We start from the raw sequence: 18,631 nt of genomic DNA, 5'->3' as shown, positions 1-18,631 counted from the left end.
ATACTATCTAAGTAGAACAGTAGCAACAGGTCTTAGTTGCGGCCTTCCATCTGCTCTTTCAGGGCAGCCAGGGCATCGAGATCACCCAAGGTTGCGCCACGATCCGATTGATTGGAGGTCGAAGTCGACTGCGCTTTGGGGGCTTTCGGCTTCTGCTCTTTTACCGGCTCGTTTTTCTCCTGCCACGTTTTCGTGTGCGAGAGCATGATGCGTTTCTCTTCTTTCGAAAATTCGGTCACTTTGAAGTCGAGGTTTTCACCCACCTCAGCGAAGGTACCGTCTTCTTTGCCCAGATTCTTGAGCGACGAGAAGCCCTCGATGCCGTAGGGCAGTTCGAGCGTAGCCATCTTGTCGTTTTTGCTCAGGATCGTGCACCGGTGAATGGTACCTACCGCAAATACAGACTCGAACGTATCCCAAGGATTTTCTTCGAGCTGCTTATGACCCAGGGCCAGACGACGGTTATCAACGTCCAGTTCTAGTACTACAACCTCCAGTTCTTCACCTACTTTGATGAAGTCCGATGGGTGTTTTACTTTCTTGGTCCAGGACAGATCCGATACGTGTACCAGACCATCGATACCTTCTTCCAGTTCGAGGAACAGACCGAAGTTGGTCAGGTTGCGCACCAGACCTTTGTGCTTGGTACCGATCGCATACTTGGTCCGCAGTTCGGGGCGGGTCCAGGGATCTTCGGTCAGTTGCTTGATGCCCAGCGACATTTTCCGATCGTTACGATCCAGCGTCAGCACCTGTGCTTCTACTTCATCGCCAACTTTCAGGAACTCCTGCGGGTTGCGCAGGTGCTGCGACCACGACATTTCGGATACGTGGATCAGGCCTTCTACGCCCGGCATCAGTTCGAGGAACGCGCCGTAATCGGCTACGTTTACGATTTTGCCTTTCACTTTCGAACCAACCTGAATATCGTCCGACAGCGCATCCCATGGGTGGGCCTGCAGCTGCTTCATACCCAGCGAAATCCGCTTCTTGTCTTCGTCGAAGTCGAGTACAACCACGTTGACTTTCTGGTCGAGGTGCAGGACTTCTGACGGATGGCTGATACGGCCCCACGAGATATCCGTGATATGCAGCAGACCATCTACGCCACCGAGGTCGATGAACACACCGAAGTTGGTCATGTTCTTGATCACCCCTTCGAGTACCTGCCCTTTTTCGAGGTTGTTCAGGATTTGAGCACGTTGTGCTTCGAGGTCTTTCTCGATCAGTACTTTGTGCGAAACAACGACGTTGTCGTTTGCATAGTTGATCTTGACGACTTTAACCTCCATTTTCTTGCCAACGAAAATATCGAAGTCACGGATCGGCTTCACGTCGATCTGCGAACCAGGCAAGAACGCTTCTACACTGTAAATATCAACGATCAGGCCACCTTTGGTCCGGCGTTTTACGAAGCCATCGATAACGAGGTCTTCGTCCAGCGCCTTCTGGATTTTCTGCCAGGCGGTGATCACTTTCGCTTTTTTGCGCGAGAGCACCAGCTGACCGTTCGGGTCTTCCTGATTTTCTACGTAAACTTCAACTTCATCACCCATCTTCAGGTCCGGCAGATCCCGGAATTCAGAAGCTGGCACCAACCCGTCCGACTTGAATCCGATGTTGAGCAGTACCTCCCGGTCCGTGATCCCAACTACGGTTCCCATCACCACTTCTTTCTCTTTAACCTCCGACAGGGTGTTGTCGTAGAGTTCTAACATCCGGTTGCGCTCGTCATCCGAATAGCCACTTCCAAATCCTTTGTTGTCTGCCCGGTCCCAATCAAATGCCGGCAGTTCGCGTTGCTGCGTTTTGCTCATAAAAAATGGTTTCCTGACCCACTCGGTACATCAGGCGCTGGGTCAATGGCGCGCTGACTTTTGGTTTATAGATTGTTATCCTTGAAAAAGGACTGCAAAGGTAAGCAATCTTTTCGGGCAAAAAGTTCTGACGGGCCGTAAAAAAGGCAGGGAGGTCGACAGAAAAGAAGCGGTTACCCCGTCTTTTCTGTCGGCCTCCCTGCCTGGCTACTGTTTTTTTATAAAAACGCTTTTTCTTTCCTAGCTAGAAACGGCATCCAGCTTTCTTCTATGGAGCCCGAAAATTCGCGTAAAAAAACCAGAAACGTAGGTTTGAACGGTTTCTGGCGCAGTTTCATGTTAGCTTCGTCGGGCGTGTAATCTCCTTTCCTGGAGTTACAGCGTTTGCAGGCGGTAGCCAGGTTATCCCAACTGGTTTTGCCTCCTCTCGATTTTGGCATAACATGGTCAAGCGTGAGGTCTTCCGGCGTGCCGCAATACTGACAACGATGCCCATCGCGCTTGAAAATATTCTGCCTCGTTAGCATGACGCCTTTGTAGGGCAGATTCACGTACCGGTGCAGACGGATAACCGACGGCATCGGAAACTCGGCAGAAACGGTTCGCAGCATAAATTGCTCCGATTCGGCAACGAGTTCGGCTTTGTCTAAGTAAACCAGCAAAAATGCTTTGGGAACGGAGCAGATGCTGAGTGCGCTGTAATCTTGATTTAAGACTAATACTTTCCTGCCCATATCGCGTTTGAATGCCTCTGTACGGTAGCAATTTACAGACTTATCCACAAAACGACAAGATTTGTGGAAAATTAGTATCGCTCGCGCTGGAGATCCCGTTCAACCTCCCGTTCCTTTATGCTATCCCGCTTGTCGTACAGCTTTTTACCTTTTGCCAGAGCAATATCGACCTTCGCAAAACCACGCTCGTTGGTAAACATCCGGATCGGTACAATGGTCAGTCCCTGATCCTTTAGTTTTTCGGTAAGCCGTCTGATTTCGCGTTTGGTGAGCAGGAGTTTACGGTCGCGCAGCGGCTCGTGATTATAATGCGTGCCTTCAGAATACAGCGAGATGTTCATCTGTCGGATAAACAGCTCTTCGCCATTAATGAGGCAGTACGCATCCTGGAGATTTACTTTTCCTTGCCGAACCGATTTGATTTCGGTACCGGTCAGCACAATGCCAGCGGTGTAGGTTTCGAGAAACGAGTACTCGAACGAAGCCCGGCGATTGCGGATATCAACTTGTTTAACAATAGAAGCGGAGGCCATGTATGCAAAGGTTGAACCAGTATACTGGTCAGGAAATGAGATGCTGTTTGCACTCAGTTTCTGTGCCGACCCGCATTGGTCGGGCATGAACGCCAAAATATAAACCGAGAAATGGCCACAAAGGTAGCCAGGTAAGAACACAAACACCGGGAAGCGGAGGGAGGTTTGCGGGAACAGGCGAAAATACTGTCTCGTCGGGGAAAGGTCGCCTGGGTAGGCCGATGTTGACACCCCGAAGAGTGGTAACGAAGTCACAGCCTCAAGACTTGTTACGGCATCGGCCCAACCCAGGCGGTGTTGGCCTTTTCTCCAGTCAGAAGCAATGACTCATCAAAACGGGATTGCTTAATTTTTAAGCAAAAACAATGCCTAACCCACAGGAATACCGGGAAATAAACAAAATTAGGGCTATGCCAAATCTGAAATCCAATTAACGGCTATACAGTGTCACCACAAAAAATAGGTCGTTAACAGGACCAATAATCGTGCCATTTTTCGGAACAGCACCTACCTATCAGATGACTAAAACAGCAAAAGGGAATTTGTCCGCTGTAGACAAATTCCCTTTTGTCGGTTGGCCCTGAGCCGATCGGGCTATTTCTTGGGTTGAGCCTGCTTGTCTTTGTATTCCTTATTAAGCCCGTCCAGAATGGTTTTTGTCTGGTCGGCGTCGGGATTTGCGAACAGAATACCACCGCCTTTGGTGTAACCCAACACGAACTGGTATTTATTCTGTGCGTTGACCTTGTTCAGATAATCGTAGATCTGATCATAAAGCTGCTTGTTCTTCGCCTGTTCTTCAGCGGCCAGATTCTGGGCTGCGCGCTCGCGGAAAGCCAGGATGTCCTGCTGCTCTTTCTGAAGCGAGGCTTCGGTAGCCCGACCCTGCTCCTGCGTCATGGTAGCGGCCCGCTGCTGAAAAAAGGCCACCTTGTTCTGCAGGTTGCGCCCTTTAGAGGCCAGATCGTTTTCCAGCTGGAAGCGTTTGCTCTCGAGTACTTTCTGGGTGTCTTTGAAATACTCGTACTTGGTCAGCAGCGAGTCAACGTTTACGTAAACAATTTCTTTCCCCTTAGCCTGGGCTGGCTTGGTCACGGCAGTCGTCTCGGGCTGGCGGTCTTTAAAATGCAGGTAATACAGTACGGCTACGGCAATCGTCAGGACGACGTTAAGAATCAACGAAGCATTCTTCACGATAAATGAATTAGTTAGTGACTTGTTTATCGTACAAAGGTATAGGGATTTACGATTAGGAAATACGATTTTCGATTTGATTTCCGCTGGCCTGCCGGACAAAGAATCCGGTCGCTCCGGCTAAACCACCCACCAGACCGCTTACCAATGTTGTTACCAGAACCGGCAGCACTCCTCCGTTCGTTCTGAAAAGCAACTCGCTCATTCGACCTACAAAAACACCGTCGGTGCGGAGCTGTATCATCAGGGCGTACAGCAGCCAGACAATACCCACCCCGACAAAGCCATACAAAAAGGCACGCCCCGCCCCCGGGCTACGCCAGCAGCAAACAGCAAAGGACACAACGGCCAGACTCCACCAGGGAAAAACGAGCTGCACCAGCAAACTCAGCACAGCAATAGCAATGATTTGACGCATATTCCAGAAACGACCCGTAGTCGCATTGATTGGTATACTGAACTGATCGAGACTTTATTTTATCGTGACCCGGCGCCTGATCCGGACATGCTTCTCATCGGCCGACAGCAAAAAGAGCAATTCGTTGAGTTGCCCCGTACGCCAGGTCTCCAGCATGTTGAGGTAGTGCGGGCTGCCGGGGTTACCGGACTGCCCACCCGGATACACTCCGTAAGCTCTGGGCTTCGGGCCGAGGGCTACCACCATCCGCCAGGAGGGGCCGGTACGCTCGGTCGTGGCGTTCACGATTCCACCGCCCCCGCCAATCTGCACGTTCAGTGCGCTGAGCGCGTCGAGCCGGGCCAGGTGACTGATGCGGGTGGCTTTGTGCTTCCCCCACTGCCATGACGTACCGAGCGGGCCGTGCTGTCGGGTCAGCGAATCGACAGCCGCGCGGAAACTTTGCGTCAGCACATCGTTGATCGTTTCGCGGGCGGGCGTGTTAACATCATCGAACCAGTTGGCACCGGGGTCTTTCTCGGCCAGCTGGAGCGTACGGTCAAAGCTAGGGTAGCGCAGGGTGGTGGAGTCGTTGCTCGGAAAGTTATCGTTCCAGACTGCTTCCATGCATTGCCGCGTCCATTCGGTAAAGATGGTCGGCGCTATTTCGCTCACATCGTTGTTGTATCGCCAGGCTTTGAGCACCGCCAGCGCGTTGGATTGCTGGCCTGTCAGTTTTTGCGGCTGTACATAATTTAGAAACACGGGCAGAGCATTAGCCGCCCGCACGTTCATATTGTCATTCTGTAGCTGCCGCAGACTGTCGGGGGTAGCCTGTTTCATGCGCGCTAACCGCTGGTTAATACGCACGCCCCGTTCATAGGGGGCAAACTGCCAGTTGATATAGTACGGATAGGTTGGATCGGTAGAGGACTGATTAGCGGAGCTGACAAACCCGCGCGGTGGATTTTTCACGTGCGGATTATGCGCTGCTGGAATCCAGCCCTGCCAGTCGTGAGCGGGGTTGGTACCATCCAGCAAAAACTTACCCTGATCTTTCCACTTTAACGGAAAGCGGCCATTGGGCGAGATGGCAATGTCTCTGGCTACATCGGCAAACACGAAGTTTTGGGCAGGGGCTCCGTAATAACGCAGTGCTTCGCGGTAATCGGCGTGGTTTTTAGCCCGGTCGAGCAGGTAGTACGTCAGAAAATCGTTCGACTCTTCGTGGGCGATCCAGCGGGCGGCATACCCCACCGGAACATTTTTGGCGAACGGTTTCTGGCCAGCCATGTACATAACGGGGCCATGGTGCGTATACAGCACAGTGTCTATCACGTCGGCCTGCCCTTTCACCTTGATCCGTTCGATACGACGGGTAACGGGTTTCCAGCGGTTGTCGTGCCAGTACTCCCGCTGCGAGGCATCCCGGAAACGTATCTGGTAGAAATCGAGTACGTCGGCCCCCACGTTGGTGACGCCCCAGGCCACCTGCTTGTTAAACCCGATAATCACCCCCGGTGCGCCGGGCATGGTGGCCCCGTATACATTCATGGTCGGAGTAACGAGCTGCATCTGGTACCAGATAGACGGCAGACTGAGCGACAGGTGCGGGTCGTTGGCCAGAATAGGATAGCCGGTGGCTGACTTTTGCGGCCCAACGGCCCAGTTGTTACTGCCGATAGCCGGGTCGTGGTCGGGCCATTTCATAGCCAGCGGCTCGCTGCTGGTAAACGCGTTGGGCGGAGTGGCCGGTACAGCAACTGGTTTAAAATCCCAGGACGTGCCGACCGGAATGATCGGATCTTCGCGAAACGGATAATCCGGAAACAGATCGGCGGTAGCCGCCGGGCCAATCCGGCGCAGCACATTGCTCATATTCAGGTCATCGGCCCCGAGTGCCAGCACCCCCGACATGTATTTGAGAAAATAGGCGCACTTGATGGTCTGCCAGGGTTCGGGTTTGTAGCCGAGCAGTTTATACTCCAGCGGATACTGAGCCGGGCTGAGCTGACTGATGTACGCATTGACTCCTGCGGTATATGCTTCTACCGACTCCCGCGAGCGCGGATCGGTCAGCATGGCCTTAACGGACCGCTCGGCACCGAACCCCATGCCCAGCCGCCGGTTGTACCGGTCCAGCTCCAGCGCCCGATCGCCTACAATCTCAGCCACGCGCCCGGCGGCAGCGTGTGTCTGAAATTCCATCTGCCAGAGCCGATCACGGGCCGTCAGGTACCCCTGCGCGAAATAAGCGTCGCGGTCGTTCTCCGCAAATACGTGCGGAATAGCCAGGTCATCGAACACAATGGTGACGGGTGCCCGGGTGCCTTTCAGGATCAGCTCTTCATCGGCGGCTTCGGTGGTCTCGGCATTTTGCCAGAAACCCACAAACGGACTCAATAAAGGCCCGAAAGCCGGCACTACACCCCAGGTGCGGTTCAATGCGTAAACCAATAAAATAGTCAGAAGAATAAAGAACGAAGCTTTAATGTAGCGCATGCGTGAAGTGGGGCGAATTCCCGATTGGAAGTGCAAGTTTACGATTGCACCCAGCAAATAAAAAGTATTCTTATACTAACCAGACTTATTCTTTTTTACATTTGTCTACGATCAATTCTATAAGAGCTAGTGGGTTGGGAATGACTGCCGAATTATCATGGAAGTAACGGATGCCGAACTAACGTATCGTCTGAGTCAACACGACGAAACAGCCTTTGAAACGCTGTTCCGACGGTACTATCGTTATCTGTACAGTATTGCCGTTCAGTACGTGAAAGATCCGGAACTGGCCGAAGACGCGCTGCAGGAGGTGTACCTGAAACTTTGGACCCACCGAACCCAGCTCAACGCATCGCAGTCGATAAAAGCCTATCTGGCTACTGCCATGCGCAATCAGATCATCAACCGGCTTCGCGACGACAGGCGGGCCATTCTGCGGCATATTGAGCGGCAGGCACTTTTGCCCGAAGCAGATACCTCGACAGAAGAGTCAATTACCCTGAATGAATACAGCTCGGTTGTTCGTCAGGGCCTGCAGCTGCTGCCAGCCCAGCGCCGGCTGGTGTTCACCCTCCGCTCCGAAGTCGGGCTGACCAACGAAGAAGTGGCCTCACAACTTCGCATCTCAATCAATACGGTTAAAATTCACTATTACCACGCCTGTCGCTTTCTGCGCGACTACCTGCGGCATCATGCCGACCTGCCTACGCTGGTGATTGCCGTGCTGAGCAGCCTATATCATTAAAATCAGAACTTTTTTTTTGATTCCAATAATACTTTCTACAAGCTGTGGTGTATGGTGAGTAAACGGACTCCTATACCCTATGACAGACGATGTACTCAATCGGTATTTTGCCAACCAGATTACGCCCGAAGAAGCCCAGCGTGTTCTGACCTGGTTCGATACAGATGAGGGCCGTGCGTACCTGGTCAACCGACTCGATAAGCAGTTTGGTCAGCCTAACTGGCAAACCACCTCACCCCTTTCGGCCCCCGCAGCGGATCCGCTCTGGCAACGCCTGAACGAGGCCCGGCAGTCACTATCTGCCCAGCCAACTCCGGTTATCAGACCCTTGACCAGTTGGCGACAGCCTATGCGCTGGGCGGCTGTGTTTGTGGGTGCCCTGCTGATCGCACTCGGCAGCTTCTGGCTGTATACCCAGCGCCAGCCCGCTGAGCTAACCTACCAGACGCCCTTTGGGAAAATTCGTACCCTCACCCTTTCCGATGGCTCCGTCGTAACCCTAAACGGCAACAGTCGGCTGCGGCTTACTGAACAGTGGCGCCCTGGCCAGGCGCGCGAAGTGTGGCTCGATGGCGAAGGCTTCTTCCGGGTTACCCACCAGCAGAACCACGAGCGCTTTGTTGTTCACCTCCCCAACAAGCTCAACATTGAGGTGCTTGGCACGCAGTTCAACGTGCTGGCCCGCGCCAGCCGGGCCAAAGTGGTCCTGACCAATGGTAAAATCCGGCTCGACGTTGGTGAACGCGCTAAAGAGAAGTTGATCATGCGCCCCGGCGATCTGGTCTTTGCCGATATCAACAAGCGGATTTACTACCGGAAACGGGTCGACCCGGCGGTACAGTCGTCGTGGCAGGCCGACAAACTCCGTTTCGAGGGCACCACCCTGCAGGAAGTGGCCGATATGCTGCGGGAAACATACGGTGTTGATGTTGTCATTACCAATCCGGAGCTGGGCCGGCAAACCCTGTCGGGCAGCGTGCCCAACAACTCCGTAGAAACCATTCTAAACGGTCTATCCACCCTGTTCGATCTGCGTATCACGCGGAAGGGCAATCAGATTCTCATTCAATAATCAATCAATTAATCTGTTATGAAGCAAATACTATCTACCCTGTGGCTGCTGTTGCTGATCGGAATTGGATCGGTCAGAGCACAGCTGCTCGCGTCAACGAGTCGGTACACCAGTTTACAGGCCAGAGCGAGCGACACCCGCATGCTTACGCTTCGGAAAGCGCTGACCGAACTGGAGCAACGCTATCGCGTATCCTTTATTTACCCATCCAGCCTGGTCGAAACCAAGGTAATGGTGGGCCGCCAGTCTGGCAACAATCTGGAAACTGAGCTGACGACGCTGCTGGCCGGAAAAGACCTTTCGTTCCGGAAAATACAGCCTAACTTCTACGCCATCGTTTCGAATAAAGACAAACAGCCCCGGCTTTTTCGGAAAATCGAACAGGTACAGACCGGCACCAGCCAGCCTACCGAAGCCCTGGGTATACCGTCGCGAACGCTCGACAAACTGGAACAGATTGGCTGGACCACCACCTCCTCCCAGCCCCTGGCCGACATCAGCGGGCGTGTAGTTGACAAAACCGGTCAGGGTATTCCGGGCGTCAGCGTTCTGGTGAAAGGCACCAACCGGGGTACTACCACCGACCCCAACGGTAACTTTACCATCAACGTACCGGCCCGTGGAGTGCTGGTGTTCAGCTTTGTCGGCTACGTGTCGCAGGAGGTACCAGTTGGCGATCGCAGCCAGATTTCAGTTACCTTACTCGACGACGTGAAAGCCCTGTCGGAGGTAGTTGTTGTTGGTTACGGTACCCAGAAGCGGGCGTCGGTAACGGGCGCTATTTCGTCAATCTCCGCGCAGGAAGTAACGCAGCTGCCCGTACCCAGCATCGAAAGTGCTATTCAGGGCCGGGTTCCGGGGGTAAGCGTTGTGAACAACGGTTCGCCCGGCGAGTCGCCCATCGTGCGTATTCGGGGGATCGGCTCTATTTTGTTTGCCTCTAACCCGCTCTACGTCATTGACGGCTTCCCGACCGGCGACCTCAACAACTTCGATTCACGGGATATTGAGTCGGTCGATGTGCTGAAAGATGCCAGTGCAGCGGCCATCTACGGATCGCGGGCGGCCAACGGGGTTATCGTCATCACGACCAAAAAAGGTAAAGCCGACGGTCGGCTCCACGTGAGCTACGACGGCTACGCGGGTGTTCAGAGCGCCTGGCGGCAGCTCGACCTGCTCAATACCGACCAGTACCTGCAATTTGGTACGGCGCTGCTGCAAAATGCAGAGAATGATGCGGCCCTGGCGGCTAACCGCCCGCCGGTAGATGCGCGGCCGCGTCGCTTCCTGAATATGAACGACCCCATCTACACGGGTGCTACCCAGACCTACGCGCAAACCAACACCAACTGGCAGGACGAGGTATTCCGAAATGCCGCCATTCAGCAGCATAGCATCCAGCTCTCGGGTGGTAACGAGCGGTCTCGGTTCCTGTCGTCGGTTGGTTTCTTCACCCAGGATGGTATCATGATCGGTACGAACTACAAGCGGGGTAACTTCCGGCTCAACTCGGACCACACGATCAGCAAGCGATTCACGTTTGGTCAGGCGCTGACCCTGGCCTACAGCGACCGCTATGGCGAGGTGAGCGCCGGCGGCCGTACGCAGGTGCAGAACATGATCAGGATGACGCCCTACATGCCGGTTACAGATCCGTTCCTGCCCGGCGGCTACCGGGGTCCCGATGGCGCAGACGCGTCTGACCCGCAAAACCCGGTTCGTGCTGCTTTGCAGGATCGGACCAACTCGCAGCAGTTCAAATTGCTGGGTAGCGCGTATCTGGACGTGAAGCTGATTGAAGGACTGACCTACCGCATTCGGGGCGGTGTCGATTACGTGTCGAACCGCGACTTTACCTTCCAGCCCATCTACAGCGAAAGCTTCAACGCCCGCACCCAGGCCACGATCACCGACAACCGCAACGTGTACGTGTCGCCCCTGATTTCTAACCAGCTGACCTACGACCGCACGTTTGGCAAACACAGCCTCAACGCCGTGGCGGTAGCTGAGCGCCAGGCGGCCAACTCCAACTTCCTGAACGGCAGCGGCCAGGCCCCTTCCAACGACATCCGGGAAATATCGGCTCTGTCGCCGACCACTGTAGGGCTGCAGGGTGGCCGTAACCAGAACGTCCTGTTGTCGTATCTGGGCCGGGTCAACTATGAATACGGCGGCAAGTACCTGCTGAGCGCATCGATCCGGCGCGACGGTTCGTCGAAATTCGCTCCGGGCAACAAGTGGGGCAACTTCCCATCGGCTTCGGTAGGCTGGCGGATCAGCGAGGAGTCGTTCATCAAGAACGTACCGGCTATCTCGGAACTGAAACTACGGGCCAGCTACGGCTCGCTGGGCTTCAACGGTATTGGCGACTATGACTGGCAGGTTGCGGTAGCGCAGAACACCAACGCCGTTCTGGGTGGTGTACGTACGCAGGGCGTTTTCTACGACCGCCTGGGCAACACCTCGCTGAAGTGGGAAATCACTAAGATGAGCAACGTGGGCGTCGATCTGGGCCTGTTCAACAATAGCATTACCCTGACGGCCGAGTACTTCATCCGGAACACCGACGGGCTTATTCTGCCCCAGCCCATTGCCCCCTCGATCGGCTACTCCCAGTCGCCCATTGTCAACATCGGCAACATGCGCAACCAGGGTCTGGAACTGCAGCTGGGCTATAACAAACAGAAGGGCGCTTTTCGCTACAACGCATCGGCCAACCTGAGTGCAATCCGCAACAAGGTGCTAAGCCTCGGCCCGAACGTATCCCCCCTGTTTGCTGGTCTGAACGCCGACTTCGGCGGCAATGACATTACCCGCACTGTAGCTGGCGAGCCTATTCAGTCGTTCTACGGCTGGAAAGTGGCCGGTATCTACCAGAACACGGGCGAGGTCACGTCGGGCGCCAGCCAGCCGAATGCGAAACCCGGCGATGTGCGGTTTGTTGACGTCGACGGTAACGGCACGATCGATGCCAACGACCGGGTGAACCTGGGTAGTTTCCTGCCTAAGTTCAACTACGGTTTAAACTTCAATGCCAACTACCGCAATTTCGATCTGGCGCTGTTCTTCCAGGGTGTACAGGGTAACAAAATCTATAACGGAACGAAAGTGCTGACCGAAGGTATGCTGCGGCTGTTCAACGCCGGTACCGGCGTGCTTAACGCCTGGACGCCCGAGAACACCAACACCGACATTCCCCGTGCGGTCAGCGGTGACCCGAACGGCAACACCCGGACATCGGATCGTTTCCTGGAAGACGGTTCGTACCTGCGGCTGAAGAACCTGAGCCTGGGCTACAACCTGCCGGGTGGTATCCTGCAAAGCTGGTCGCGCGGAACGCTCAGCCGGGCCCGGTTGTATGTATCAACCACTAACCTTCTGACGTTTACTAAGTATACAGGCTATGATCCTGAAGTCGGCTCACGGGCCAACGCAACGCTGACCAACGGCGTCGATTATGGTCAGTTCCCGCAGGCTCGCACCATGATGATTGGCCTTCAGCTCGGCTTTTAATGACTAATTACACGCAACAAACAGATTAGCAGCCATTTCCATAAATTTCTTACAGAAATGAATCGTCAATATATAACAACCAGCGTTGTAGCCCTCAGCCTGTTGATGGGCTGTAGCACCAGTAGCCTGGATAAGATCAACCCCAACCAGGTAACTACCGAAATCTACTACAAAACGGGTAGTCAGCTCGTTTCTGGTGTAAACTCGGTCTATGCCATCTGGCAAAGTCTGAACCTGACCGGGCGCGAGTGGTTCTTCACCCATGACCTCCGCAGCGACGACATGGCAACGGGTGGTGGTCAGCTGGAAGCGCCCCGTAACCAGATTCTGATTGGCGCCCAGCTGCCGAACAACGCGGTATCGGCCGCGGTCTGGAACGGGCTGTATCGCTCTATTCACCGCGCCAACGTCGTTATCGACAACGGAGCCACGGTCAACGATAACCCAACCCTGGCCAAACGGGCCGTTGGCGAAGCGCGTTTCCTGCGGGCACTGGCTTATCTTGAGTTGGTTACGTTGTGGGGCGGTGTACCCCTCTACACCAGCGTAGTTACGGCCGTTGACGGCACCAAACCCCGAGCCTCCGTCGATGAAGTATATGCCGCCATTATCGCGGACCTGACAGCCGCCCAGGCTGACCTGCCCGCTTCTTACAGCGGTAACGACCTCGGGCGGGCCACGTCTGGGGCAGCTGCGGCCCTGCTGGGACGGGCATACATGCAGAAAGGTGACTACGCCAATGCCCGTACGCAGTTCCAGAAGGTGATCAGCTCGGGCCAGTACCGGCTGATGGACGAATACACGGACAATTTCACCGAAGAAAGCAAGTTTAACCCCGAAGGTGTTTTCGAGATCGGCTTCTCCAGAATTGGCGACTTCAACTGGGACGGCGACGGAAACGACGGCGGGGCCAACGAAACGACCACCCGCAGTCAGGAATACAGCCCGATTGGCTGGCGTAACCTGATCCCGTCGGCTTCGTTGCTGGCCGACTTCGAGAACACGGCGAAGGGCGATGCCAAAACCGACCCACGGCTCAAGTTCAATTTTTACTTCATTGGCGACTCGTTCAACAACGGTACCCGTGTACTGGCCGACGCCGATGTGCAGGGCAATGCGCAACTGTTCAACGGGGTAAGCCAGAAAGTAAGCTGGCGCAAGTACACGGCGCTGTATAAAAACGCCGAGACGTTCTACACGTCGGGGATCAACATGAAAATCATTCGCTACGCCGACGTACTGCTGGGCATGGCCGAGTGCGAAAACGAAGCCGGCAATACCGCTGCGGCCATTGCGCTGCTCAACCAGGTTCGGAGCCGCAAAAGCGTAGCGATGCCTCCCTACCCGACCACCAATTATCCGGTCAACAGCAAAAACGAAGTATTCCGGGCCATTGTCCACGAACGCCGGGTCGAACTGGCGGGCGAGCAGATTCGTAACCGCGACATCCTGCGCTGGAGAGCCCAGAACAAGCTTACCACCGAGCCTATTGCCTACTTCGTCAGAAACCGGCAGGAGTTGCTGCCCATTCCGCAACAGGAGCTCGACAACAACGCCCGCCTGAGCCAGCAGGATCAGAACCCCGGTTATTAAGTTATCTTTCATTTCGTGCCGCTACAAAAGCCTTCTCCAGACGGGGAAGGCTTTTGTACGCCTATATTGCCATATGCGCTTCCTGCTCTTCATCATTTTTGCGGCCTGCTTAGCCGGGTGCCAGTCCAGAACCGCCCGTTTCGATCGGATGACGGCCAGTCAGACCGGCATTCGATTTGCCAATACCATCACCGAAACCGATTCGCTCAACGTTCTTGAGTTCGAATACATCTACAATGGCGGGGGCGTAGGCGTGGGCGACTTCAACGGCGACGGGCGGCCTGACGTTTTCTTCGCAGGCAATCAGGTGTCGAGCCAGTTGTACCTGAACCGGGGCAATTTTGCGTTTGAAGACGTAACCCGCCCGGCGGGGGTAGAAACGCGCAGCTGGTGTACCGGCGTGTCGGTTGCCGACATCAACCAGGACGGGCGGCAGGATCTGTACATCTCGACCATCCACCCCGATCGTAACCGATCCGTACCAAACCTGCTGTTTATCAACACCGGCAACAACGCCGACGGTATTCCGCAGTTTCGCGAGATGGCTCAGGCCGCCGGACTGGCCGATTCGAGCTATTCGACGCAGGCCACCTGGCTGGACTACGATCAGGATGGTGATCAGGACATGTTCCTGCTGACCAACGCGCTGGAAATTTACAATCGAAATACGGTAAGCGGCCCGCAGAACCAGGGTCGCGCCCGCAGCCGCGACAAGCTGTTCCGCAACGACACCCCGGCCGGTGGCCCGCTTCGGTTCACGGATGTTTCGGAGCAGGCCGGACTGGTTCATGAAGGCTGGGGATTGGGCGTGGTGGTCAATGACATTAACCAGGATGGCTGGCCCGATATCTATGTCGCCAACGATTTTCAATCCAATGACGTCTGGCTCATCAACAACCGGCAGGGCGGGTTTGAGAATCAGATTGCACAGCTGCTCAAACACCAGAGCCACAACAGCATGGGCGCCGACATGGCCGATATCAACAATGACGGGCTAACCGATCTGGCGGTTGTTGATATGATGCCCGACGATAATCTTCGGCAGAAGACCATGTTCTCCAGCATTCCCTACGACCGGTTTCAGCTGGCCCGGCGCCTGGGCTACCAGCCTCAGTATGTCCGCAACATGCTTCAGCTCAACCGCGGGGGTTTGACAGAGTCTTCGCCGGGAAAAGCGGCTCCGAGTCCTTTGCCTCATTTCTCGGATATTGGCTACCTGGCGGGTACGTCGGCTACCGACTGGAGCTGGAGCGCGTTACTGGCCGATCTGGATAACGACGGGCTGCGCGATTTGCTGATCACCAACGGCTACCGCAAAGACATCACCGACCTGGACTTTACGAGCTACAACCGCGATGAAGGTACCTTCGGCTCCGACAACGACCGGCGCGCCGGCCTGCTCAAACGCATTGCCGATCTGGAACCGGTCGACAAACCTAATTTCCTCTTCCATAATCTGGGCAACCTCCATTTTGCCGACGTTACCACCGACTGGGGCCTCTCAGAACGCTCGTTCACCAACGGAACGGCTTATGCCGATTTCGACGGCGACGGCGACCTCGACCTGGTTATGAATAATATCAATGGCGAGGCCTTTCTCTACCGAAACCAAACGACCGAAACCGCTGCCGACTCCACTACGCATCACTTTCTGCGCGTCAGCCTGGTTGGCAGGCCGGGGAATCGCGAAGGACTGGGCGCTAAAGTAGCCGTCTGGGCGGGCGGACAATGCCACTATCTCGAACATACACGCCAGCGCGGCTACCAATCGTCGGTCGAGTCAGGACTGCACATCGGCCTGGGACCGGCCCAACGGATCGACTCGCTACGGATCTGGTGGCCGGGCGGCAGTGGCCAGACGCTGCGGAATCTGCCGGTCAACCAGACGCTGACCCTCAACCAGCAGCAGGCCCGGCCGCAGCCGGCTTCGTTTATGCAGCTACAGCCGCCCACCCGCCCCCTGCTGACCGACGTTACGCAGGCGCTCGGGCTAGCCTACCAGCATCAGGAAGACGACTTTGTCGATTATAAACAGCAGCAGGCCACCCTTCCCCGCAAACACTCACAGATCGGGCCAGGGCTGGCCGTGGGCGATGTAGACGGCAATGGGCTGGACGATATTTACATTGCCGGGGCGGCTAACCGGAGCGGTACTTTCTTCCTGCAGCAGGCCAGCGGCCCCTTCGTCCGGCGCGACCGACCCGCAAAAATTCCCGAAGAAACGGGGGTATTGCTATTCGACGCCGACTCCGACGGCGATCTGGATCTGTATGCCGTACACGGCAGCACCGAGTTTGGCCAGAACAAAACCCTGTACCAGGACAGCCTGTACCTGAACGACGGACGCGGAAACTTTCGGGCTTCGGCCGGTGCCCTGCCCCCAACCACGGCCAGCGGCTCCTGCGTGCTGGCCGCCGATTACGATCACGATGGCGACCTGGACTTGTTCATTGGGGGGCGAGTTGTGCCCCAGCGGTATCCGGAAGCCGCCCGCAGTTATATACTCCGTAACGATACTACCCCTCGGTCAGGCTCCCGGCTTTCCCCATCGGTCCGGTTTACCGACGTTACCGATCAGCTGGCACCGGGTTTGGCCCAGGCTGGCTTGGTCTGTGCCGCTTTGTGGACCGATGTAGACAACGACAACTGGCCCGACCTGCTGCTGGCCGGTGAATTCATGCCCATCACGCTGTACCGGAACAAGCAGGGGCGTTCGCTCGTGAACCAGGCTGATCAGCAACCTGCTCTGCAGGCGGCTACCGGTTTCTGGAACAGCCTCACTCCCGGCGATTTCGATAACGATGGGGATCTGGATTACATAGCTGGCAATCTGGGACTGAACAGCCGGATGCAGGCAACCCCCGGCCACCCCATCTCCGTCTACGCGGCCGACTACGACAAAAACGGCTCGCTCGACCCCATCATCGGCCTGTTCAACGGCAACCGGGAATACCCGCTCCACCCGCGCGACGCCCTGATCGACCAGATTCCTTCGTTCAAGAAGCGGATGACCTCCTACGCAGCCTATGGCAACCTTACCCTGCCCGACCTGCTCACCAGCGACGAACGCAAACAGTCTATGACCCGGCAGGCAACCTACCTGGCGTCGGCCTATGTCGAGAACAGGAACGGTACGCTGTTGCTGCGACCGCTTCCCACCGAAGCGCAGTTCTCGCCGATCTTCGGAACCCTGGCAACCGACCTAAACCACGACAATCAGCTGGATCTGCTGACCATTGGCAACGACTACGCCACCGAAGTCCTATCCGGGTATCAGGATGCCGGACTTGGCCTCTGCCTGCTGGGTGGCCGTCAGGATAGCTGGAAGACACTCCGGCCCGCTCAGTCCGGCCTGCTCGTCGATGGTGATGCTAAAGCAATGGGGGCTGTGCTGCTGGCCAGTGGGCAGCTGCTGTACGTGTCGACCCAGAACAATGGGCCCCTGCGTGCGTATCAACTGGCTGATCGTTCCATCAGATACCGGCGACAGGCCAGTACCGACAACGCAGCAAAGCCGGGCCAGCGGCTACCCGAACCCGGCTGGGGCGGGGGCTATCTGTCGCAGTCGTCGCGGGTGGTCAGAGAGCGATCCAATTAAACGGAAACCGTACATTTGGCAGATCAACCTACTAGTTTATGCGTTTCATCCTGGTTCTGTTTTGCATGGCTGCTACCGCTTTCGTTGACCCCGCCCCCCCGGCTTTCGATCTGCAGGGCCACCGCGGCTGTCGGGGACTGATGCCCGAAAATACCGTTCCTGCTTTCCTGAAAGCTCTCGACCTAGGCGTTACGACGCTGGAGATGGACGTCGTTATCAGTAAAGATCGTCAGGTAGTTGTGTCGCATGAGCCCTATTTCAACGCAGCTTTCAGCATCAAACCCGACGGCACGCCGGTTAGCAAGAGCGAGCAGAAAAGCCTGATCCTGTACCAGATGAACTACGCCGACATAAAGCGATACGACGTTGGATCGAACGGCAATTCGGCCTACCCGGAGCAGCAGAAACTGAACACCTACAAGCCGTTGCTGAGCGAGGTGATCGAACGGGCCGAAGCCTACCGAAAAGTAAATAATGGTCCCGCTTTTTCGTACAACATCGAGCTGAAGAGCGAGTCGTCGGAATACGATACGAGCCAGCCCCGGCCGGCGGCCTTCTGCGACCTGGTGCAGACCATCCTGAAGAAGCAACTACCCGCTGATCGGGTGACCATACAGAGCTTCGATTTCGCTATTCTGAAGCATTGGCAGCAGCAGGCAGCGGTCGGCATTTACCCCCGCGTCAGGCTGGCCGCCCTGGTCGAAAACCTGCGTAGCCCCGAAAAAAACCTCGAAGAACTGGGCTTTAAACCCGATATCTATAGCCCCTATTACCGACTCCTGAGCCAGGACAAAATTGCCCGGCTACACGAACAGAAGATCAAAGTAATTCCTTGGACAGTAAACCAGCGCGACGACATGGAGCGGCTAAAAGCCTGGGGTGTCGATGGGTTGATTACCGATTATCCGGACCGGGCAAAAGGACTCTGACACC

At 55.7% G+C, this 18,631-nt stretch carries 12 protein-coding genes; 6 read left to right on the top strand and 6 right to left on the bottom strand.

What is annotated here, in order from left to right:
* Positions 1-32 precede the first annotated feature (32 nt).
* The 6 genes from rpsA to FBR45_RS25265 form a co-directional block, all read right to left on the bottom strand.
* The gene (gene rpsA, locus FBR45_RS25290; RefSeq protein WP_138507256.1) at positions 33-1,817 is read right to left on the bottom strand and encodes a 30S ribosomal protein S1; all 1,785 of its coding nucleotides are present in this window, start codon (positions 1,815-1,817) and stop codon (positions 33-35) included.
* A 218-nt stretch (positions 1,818-2,035) separates the two neighbouring features.
* Entirely contained in the window at positions 2,036-2,551 is a 516-nt protein-coding gene (locus FBR45_RS25285; RefSeq protein WP_077922107.1) for an HNH endonuclease, read from the bottom strand.
* 71 nt (positions 2,552-2,622) lie between these two features.
* Positions 2,623-3,084, bottom strand: coding sequence for an SsrA-binding protein SmpB (gene smpB, locus FBR45_RS25280; protein WP_138507255.1), 462 nt, complete (start codon positions 3,082-3,084; stop codon positions 2,623-2,625).
* Positions 3,085-3,678: 594 nt separating this feature from the next.
* Positions 3,679-4,278: an OmpH family outer membrane protein gene (locus FBR45_RS25275; protein WP_077922109.1), complete on the bottom strand. Its 600-nt coding sequence runs from the start codon at positions 4,276-4,278 to the stop codon at positions 3,679-3,681.
* Between the two features lie 55 nt (positions 4,279-4,333).
* Positions 4,334-4,696, bottom strand: coding sequence for a hypothetical protein (locus FBR45_RS25270; protein ID WP_138507254.1), 363 nt, complete (start codon positions 4,694-4,696; stop codon positions 4,334-4,336).
* Positions 4,697-4,750: 54 nt separating this feature from the next.
* Positions 4,751-7,177 (bottom strand): penicillin acylase family protein, encoded by a 2,427-nt coding sequence (locus tag FBR45_RS25265; RefSeq protein WP_138507253.1) that lies wholly within the window; start codon positions 7,175-7,177, stop codon positions 4,751-4,753.
* Positions 7,178-7,334: 157 nt separating this feature from the next.
* On the opposite strand from FBR45_RS25265, the gene FBR45_RS25260 reads away from it, so the two are divergent.
* The 6 genes from FBR45_RS25260 (at position 7,335) to FBR45_RS25235 (ending at position 18,627) form a co-directional block, all read left to right on the top strand.
* Positions 7,335-7,922 (top strand): RNA polymerase sigma factor, encoded by a 588-nt coding sequence (locus tag FBR45_RS25260; protein WP_138507252.1) that lies wholly within the window; start codon positions 7,335-7,337, stop codon positions 7,920-7,922.
* Positions 7,923-8,001: 79 nt separating this feature from the next.
* Positions 8,002-8,994, top strand: a complete 993-nt coding sequence (locus FBR45_RS25255) for a FecR family protein (protein WP_138507251.1) — start codon at positions 8,002-8,004, stop codon at positions 8,992-8,994.
* 18 nt (positions 8,995-9,012) lie between these two features.
* Entirely contained in the window at positions 9,013-12,507 is a 3,495-nt protein-coding gene (locus FBR45_RS25250) for a SusC/RagA family TonB-linked outer membrane protein (RefSeq protein WP_138507250.1), read from the top strand.
* A gap of 57 nt (positions 12,508-12,564) precedes the next feature.
* The gene (locus FBR45_RS25245; RefSeq protein ID WP_138507249.1) at positions 12,565-14,100 is read left to right on the top strand and encodes a RagB/SusD family nutrient uptake outer membrane protein; all 1,536 of its coding nucleotides are present in this window, start codon (positions 12,565-12,567) and stop codon (positions 14,098-14,100) included.
* Positions 14,101-14,173: 73 nt separating this feature from the next.
* Complete coding sequence (locus FBR45_RS25240) at positions 14,174-17,698, top strand: VCBS repeat-containing protein (RefSeq protein ID WP_138507248.1); 3,525 nt, start codon at positions 14,174-14,176, stop codon at positions 17,696-17,698.
* Positions 17,699-17,736: 38 nt separating this feature from the next.
* Entirely contained in the window at positions 17,737-18,627 is an 891-nt protein-coding gene (locus FBR45_RS25235; protein WP_171044963.1) for a glycerophosphodiester phosphodiesterase family protein, read from the top strand.
* Positions 18,628-18,631: the final 4 nt, after the last annotated feature.

The organism is Spirosoma lacussanchae, from assembly GCF_005870035.1.
Taxonomy (GTDB): Bacteria; Bacteroidota; Bacteroidia; order Cytophagales; family Spirosomataceae; genus Spirosoma; species Spirosoma lacussanchae.
The sequence above is the reverse complement of the archived record's forward strand: the minus strand, read 5'-3'. Positions and strand labels throughout refer to the sequence as shown.

Coding starts and splice junctions, on each gene's coding strand:
- rpsA (WP_138507256.1), bottom strand. CDS start 1,817: ATGAGCAAAACGCAGCAACGCGAACTGCCGGCATTTGATTGGGACCGG.
- FBR45_RS25285 (WP_077922107.1), bottom strand. CDS start 2,551: ATGGGCAGGAAAGTATTAGTCTTAAATCAAGATTACAGCGCACTCAGC.
- smpB (WP_138507255.1), bottom strand. CDS start 3,084: ATGGCCTCCGCTTCTATTGTTAAACAAGTTGATATCCGCAATCGCCGG.
- FBR45_RS25270 (WP_138507254.1), bottom strand. CDS start 4,696: ATGCGTCAAATCATTGCTATTGCTGTGCTGAGTTTGCTGGTGCAGCTC.
- FBR45_RS25265 (WP_138507253.1), bottom strand. CDS start 7,177: ATGCGCTACATTAAAGCTTCGTTCTTTATTCTTCTGACTATTTTATTG.
- FBR45_RS25260 (WP_138507252.1), top strand. CDS start 7,335: ATGGAAGTAACGGATGCCGAACTAACGTATCGTCTGAGTCAACACGAC.
- FBR45_RS25255 (WP_138507251.1), top strand. CDS start 8,002: ATGACAGACGATGTACTCAATCGGTATTTTGCCAACCAGATTACGCCC.
- FBR45_RS25250 (WP_138507250.1), top strand. CDS start 9,013: ATGAAGCAAATACTATCTACCCTGTGGCTGCTGTTGCTGATCGGAATT.
- FBR45_RS25245 (WP_138507249.1), top strand. CDS start 12,565: ATGAATCGTCAATATATAACAACCAGCGTTGTAGCCCTCAGCCTGTTG.
- FBR45_RS25240 (WP_138507248.1), top strand. CDS start 14,174: ATGCGCTTCCTGCTCTTCATCATTTTTGCGGCCTGCTTAGCCGGGTGC.
- FBR45_RS25235 (WP_171044963.1), top strand. CDS start 17,737: ATGCGTTTCATCCTGGTTCTGTTTTGCATGGCTGCTACCGCTTTCGTT.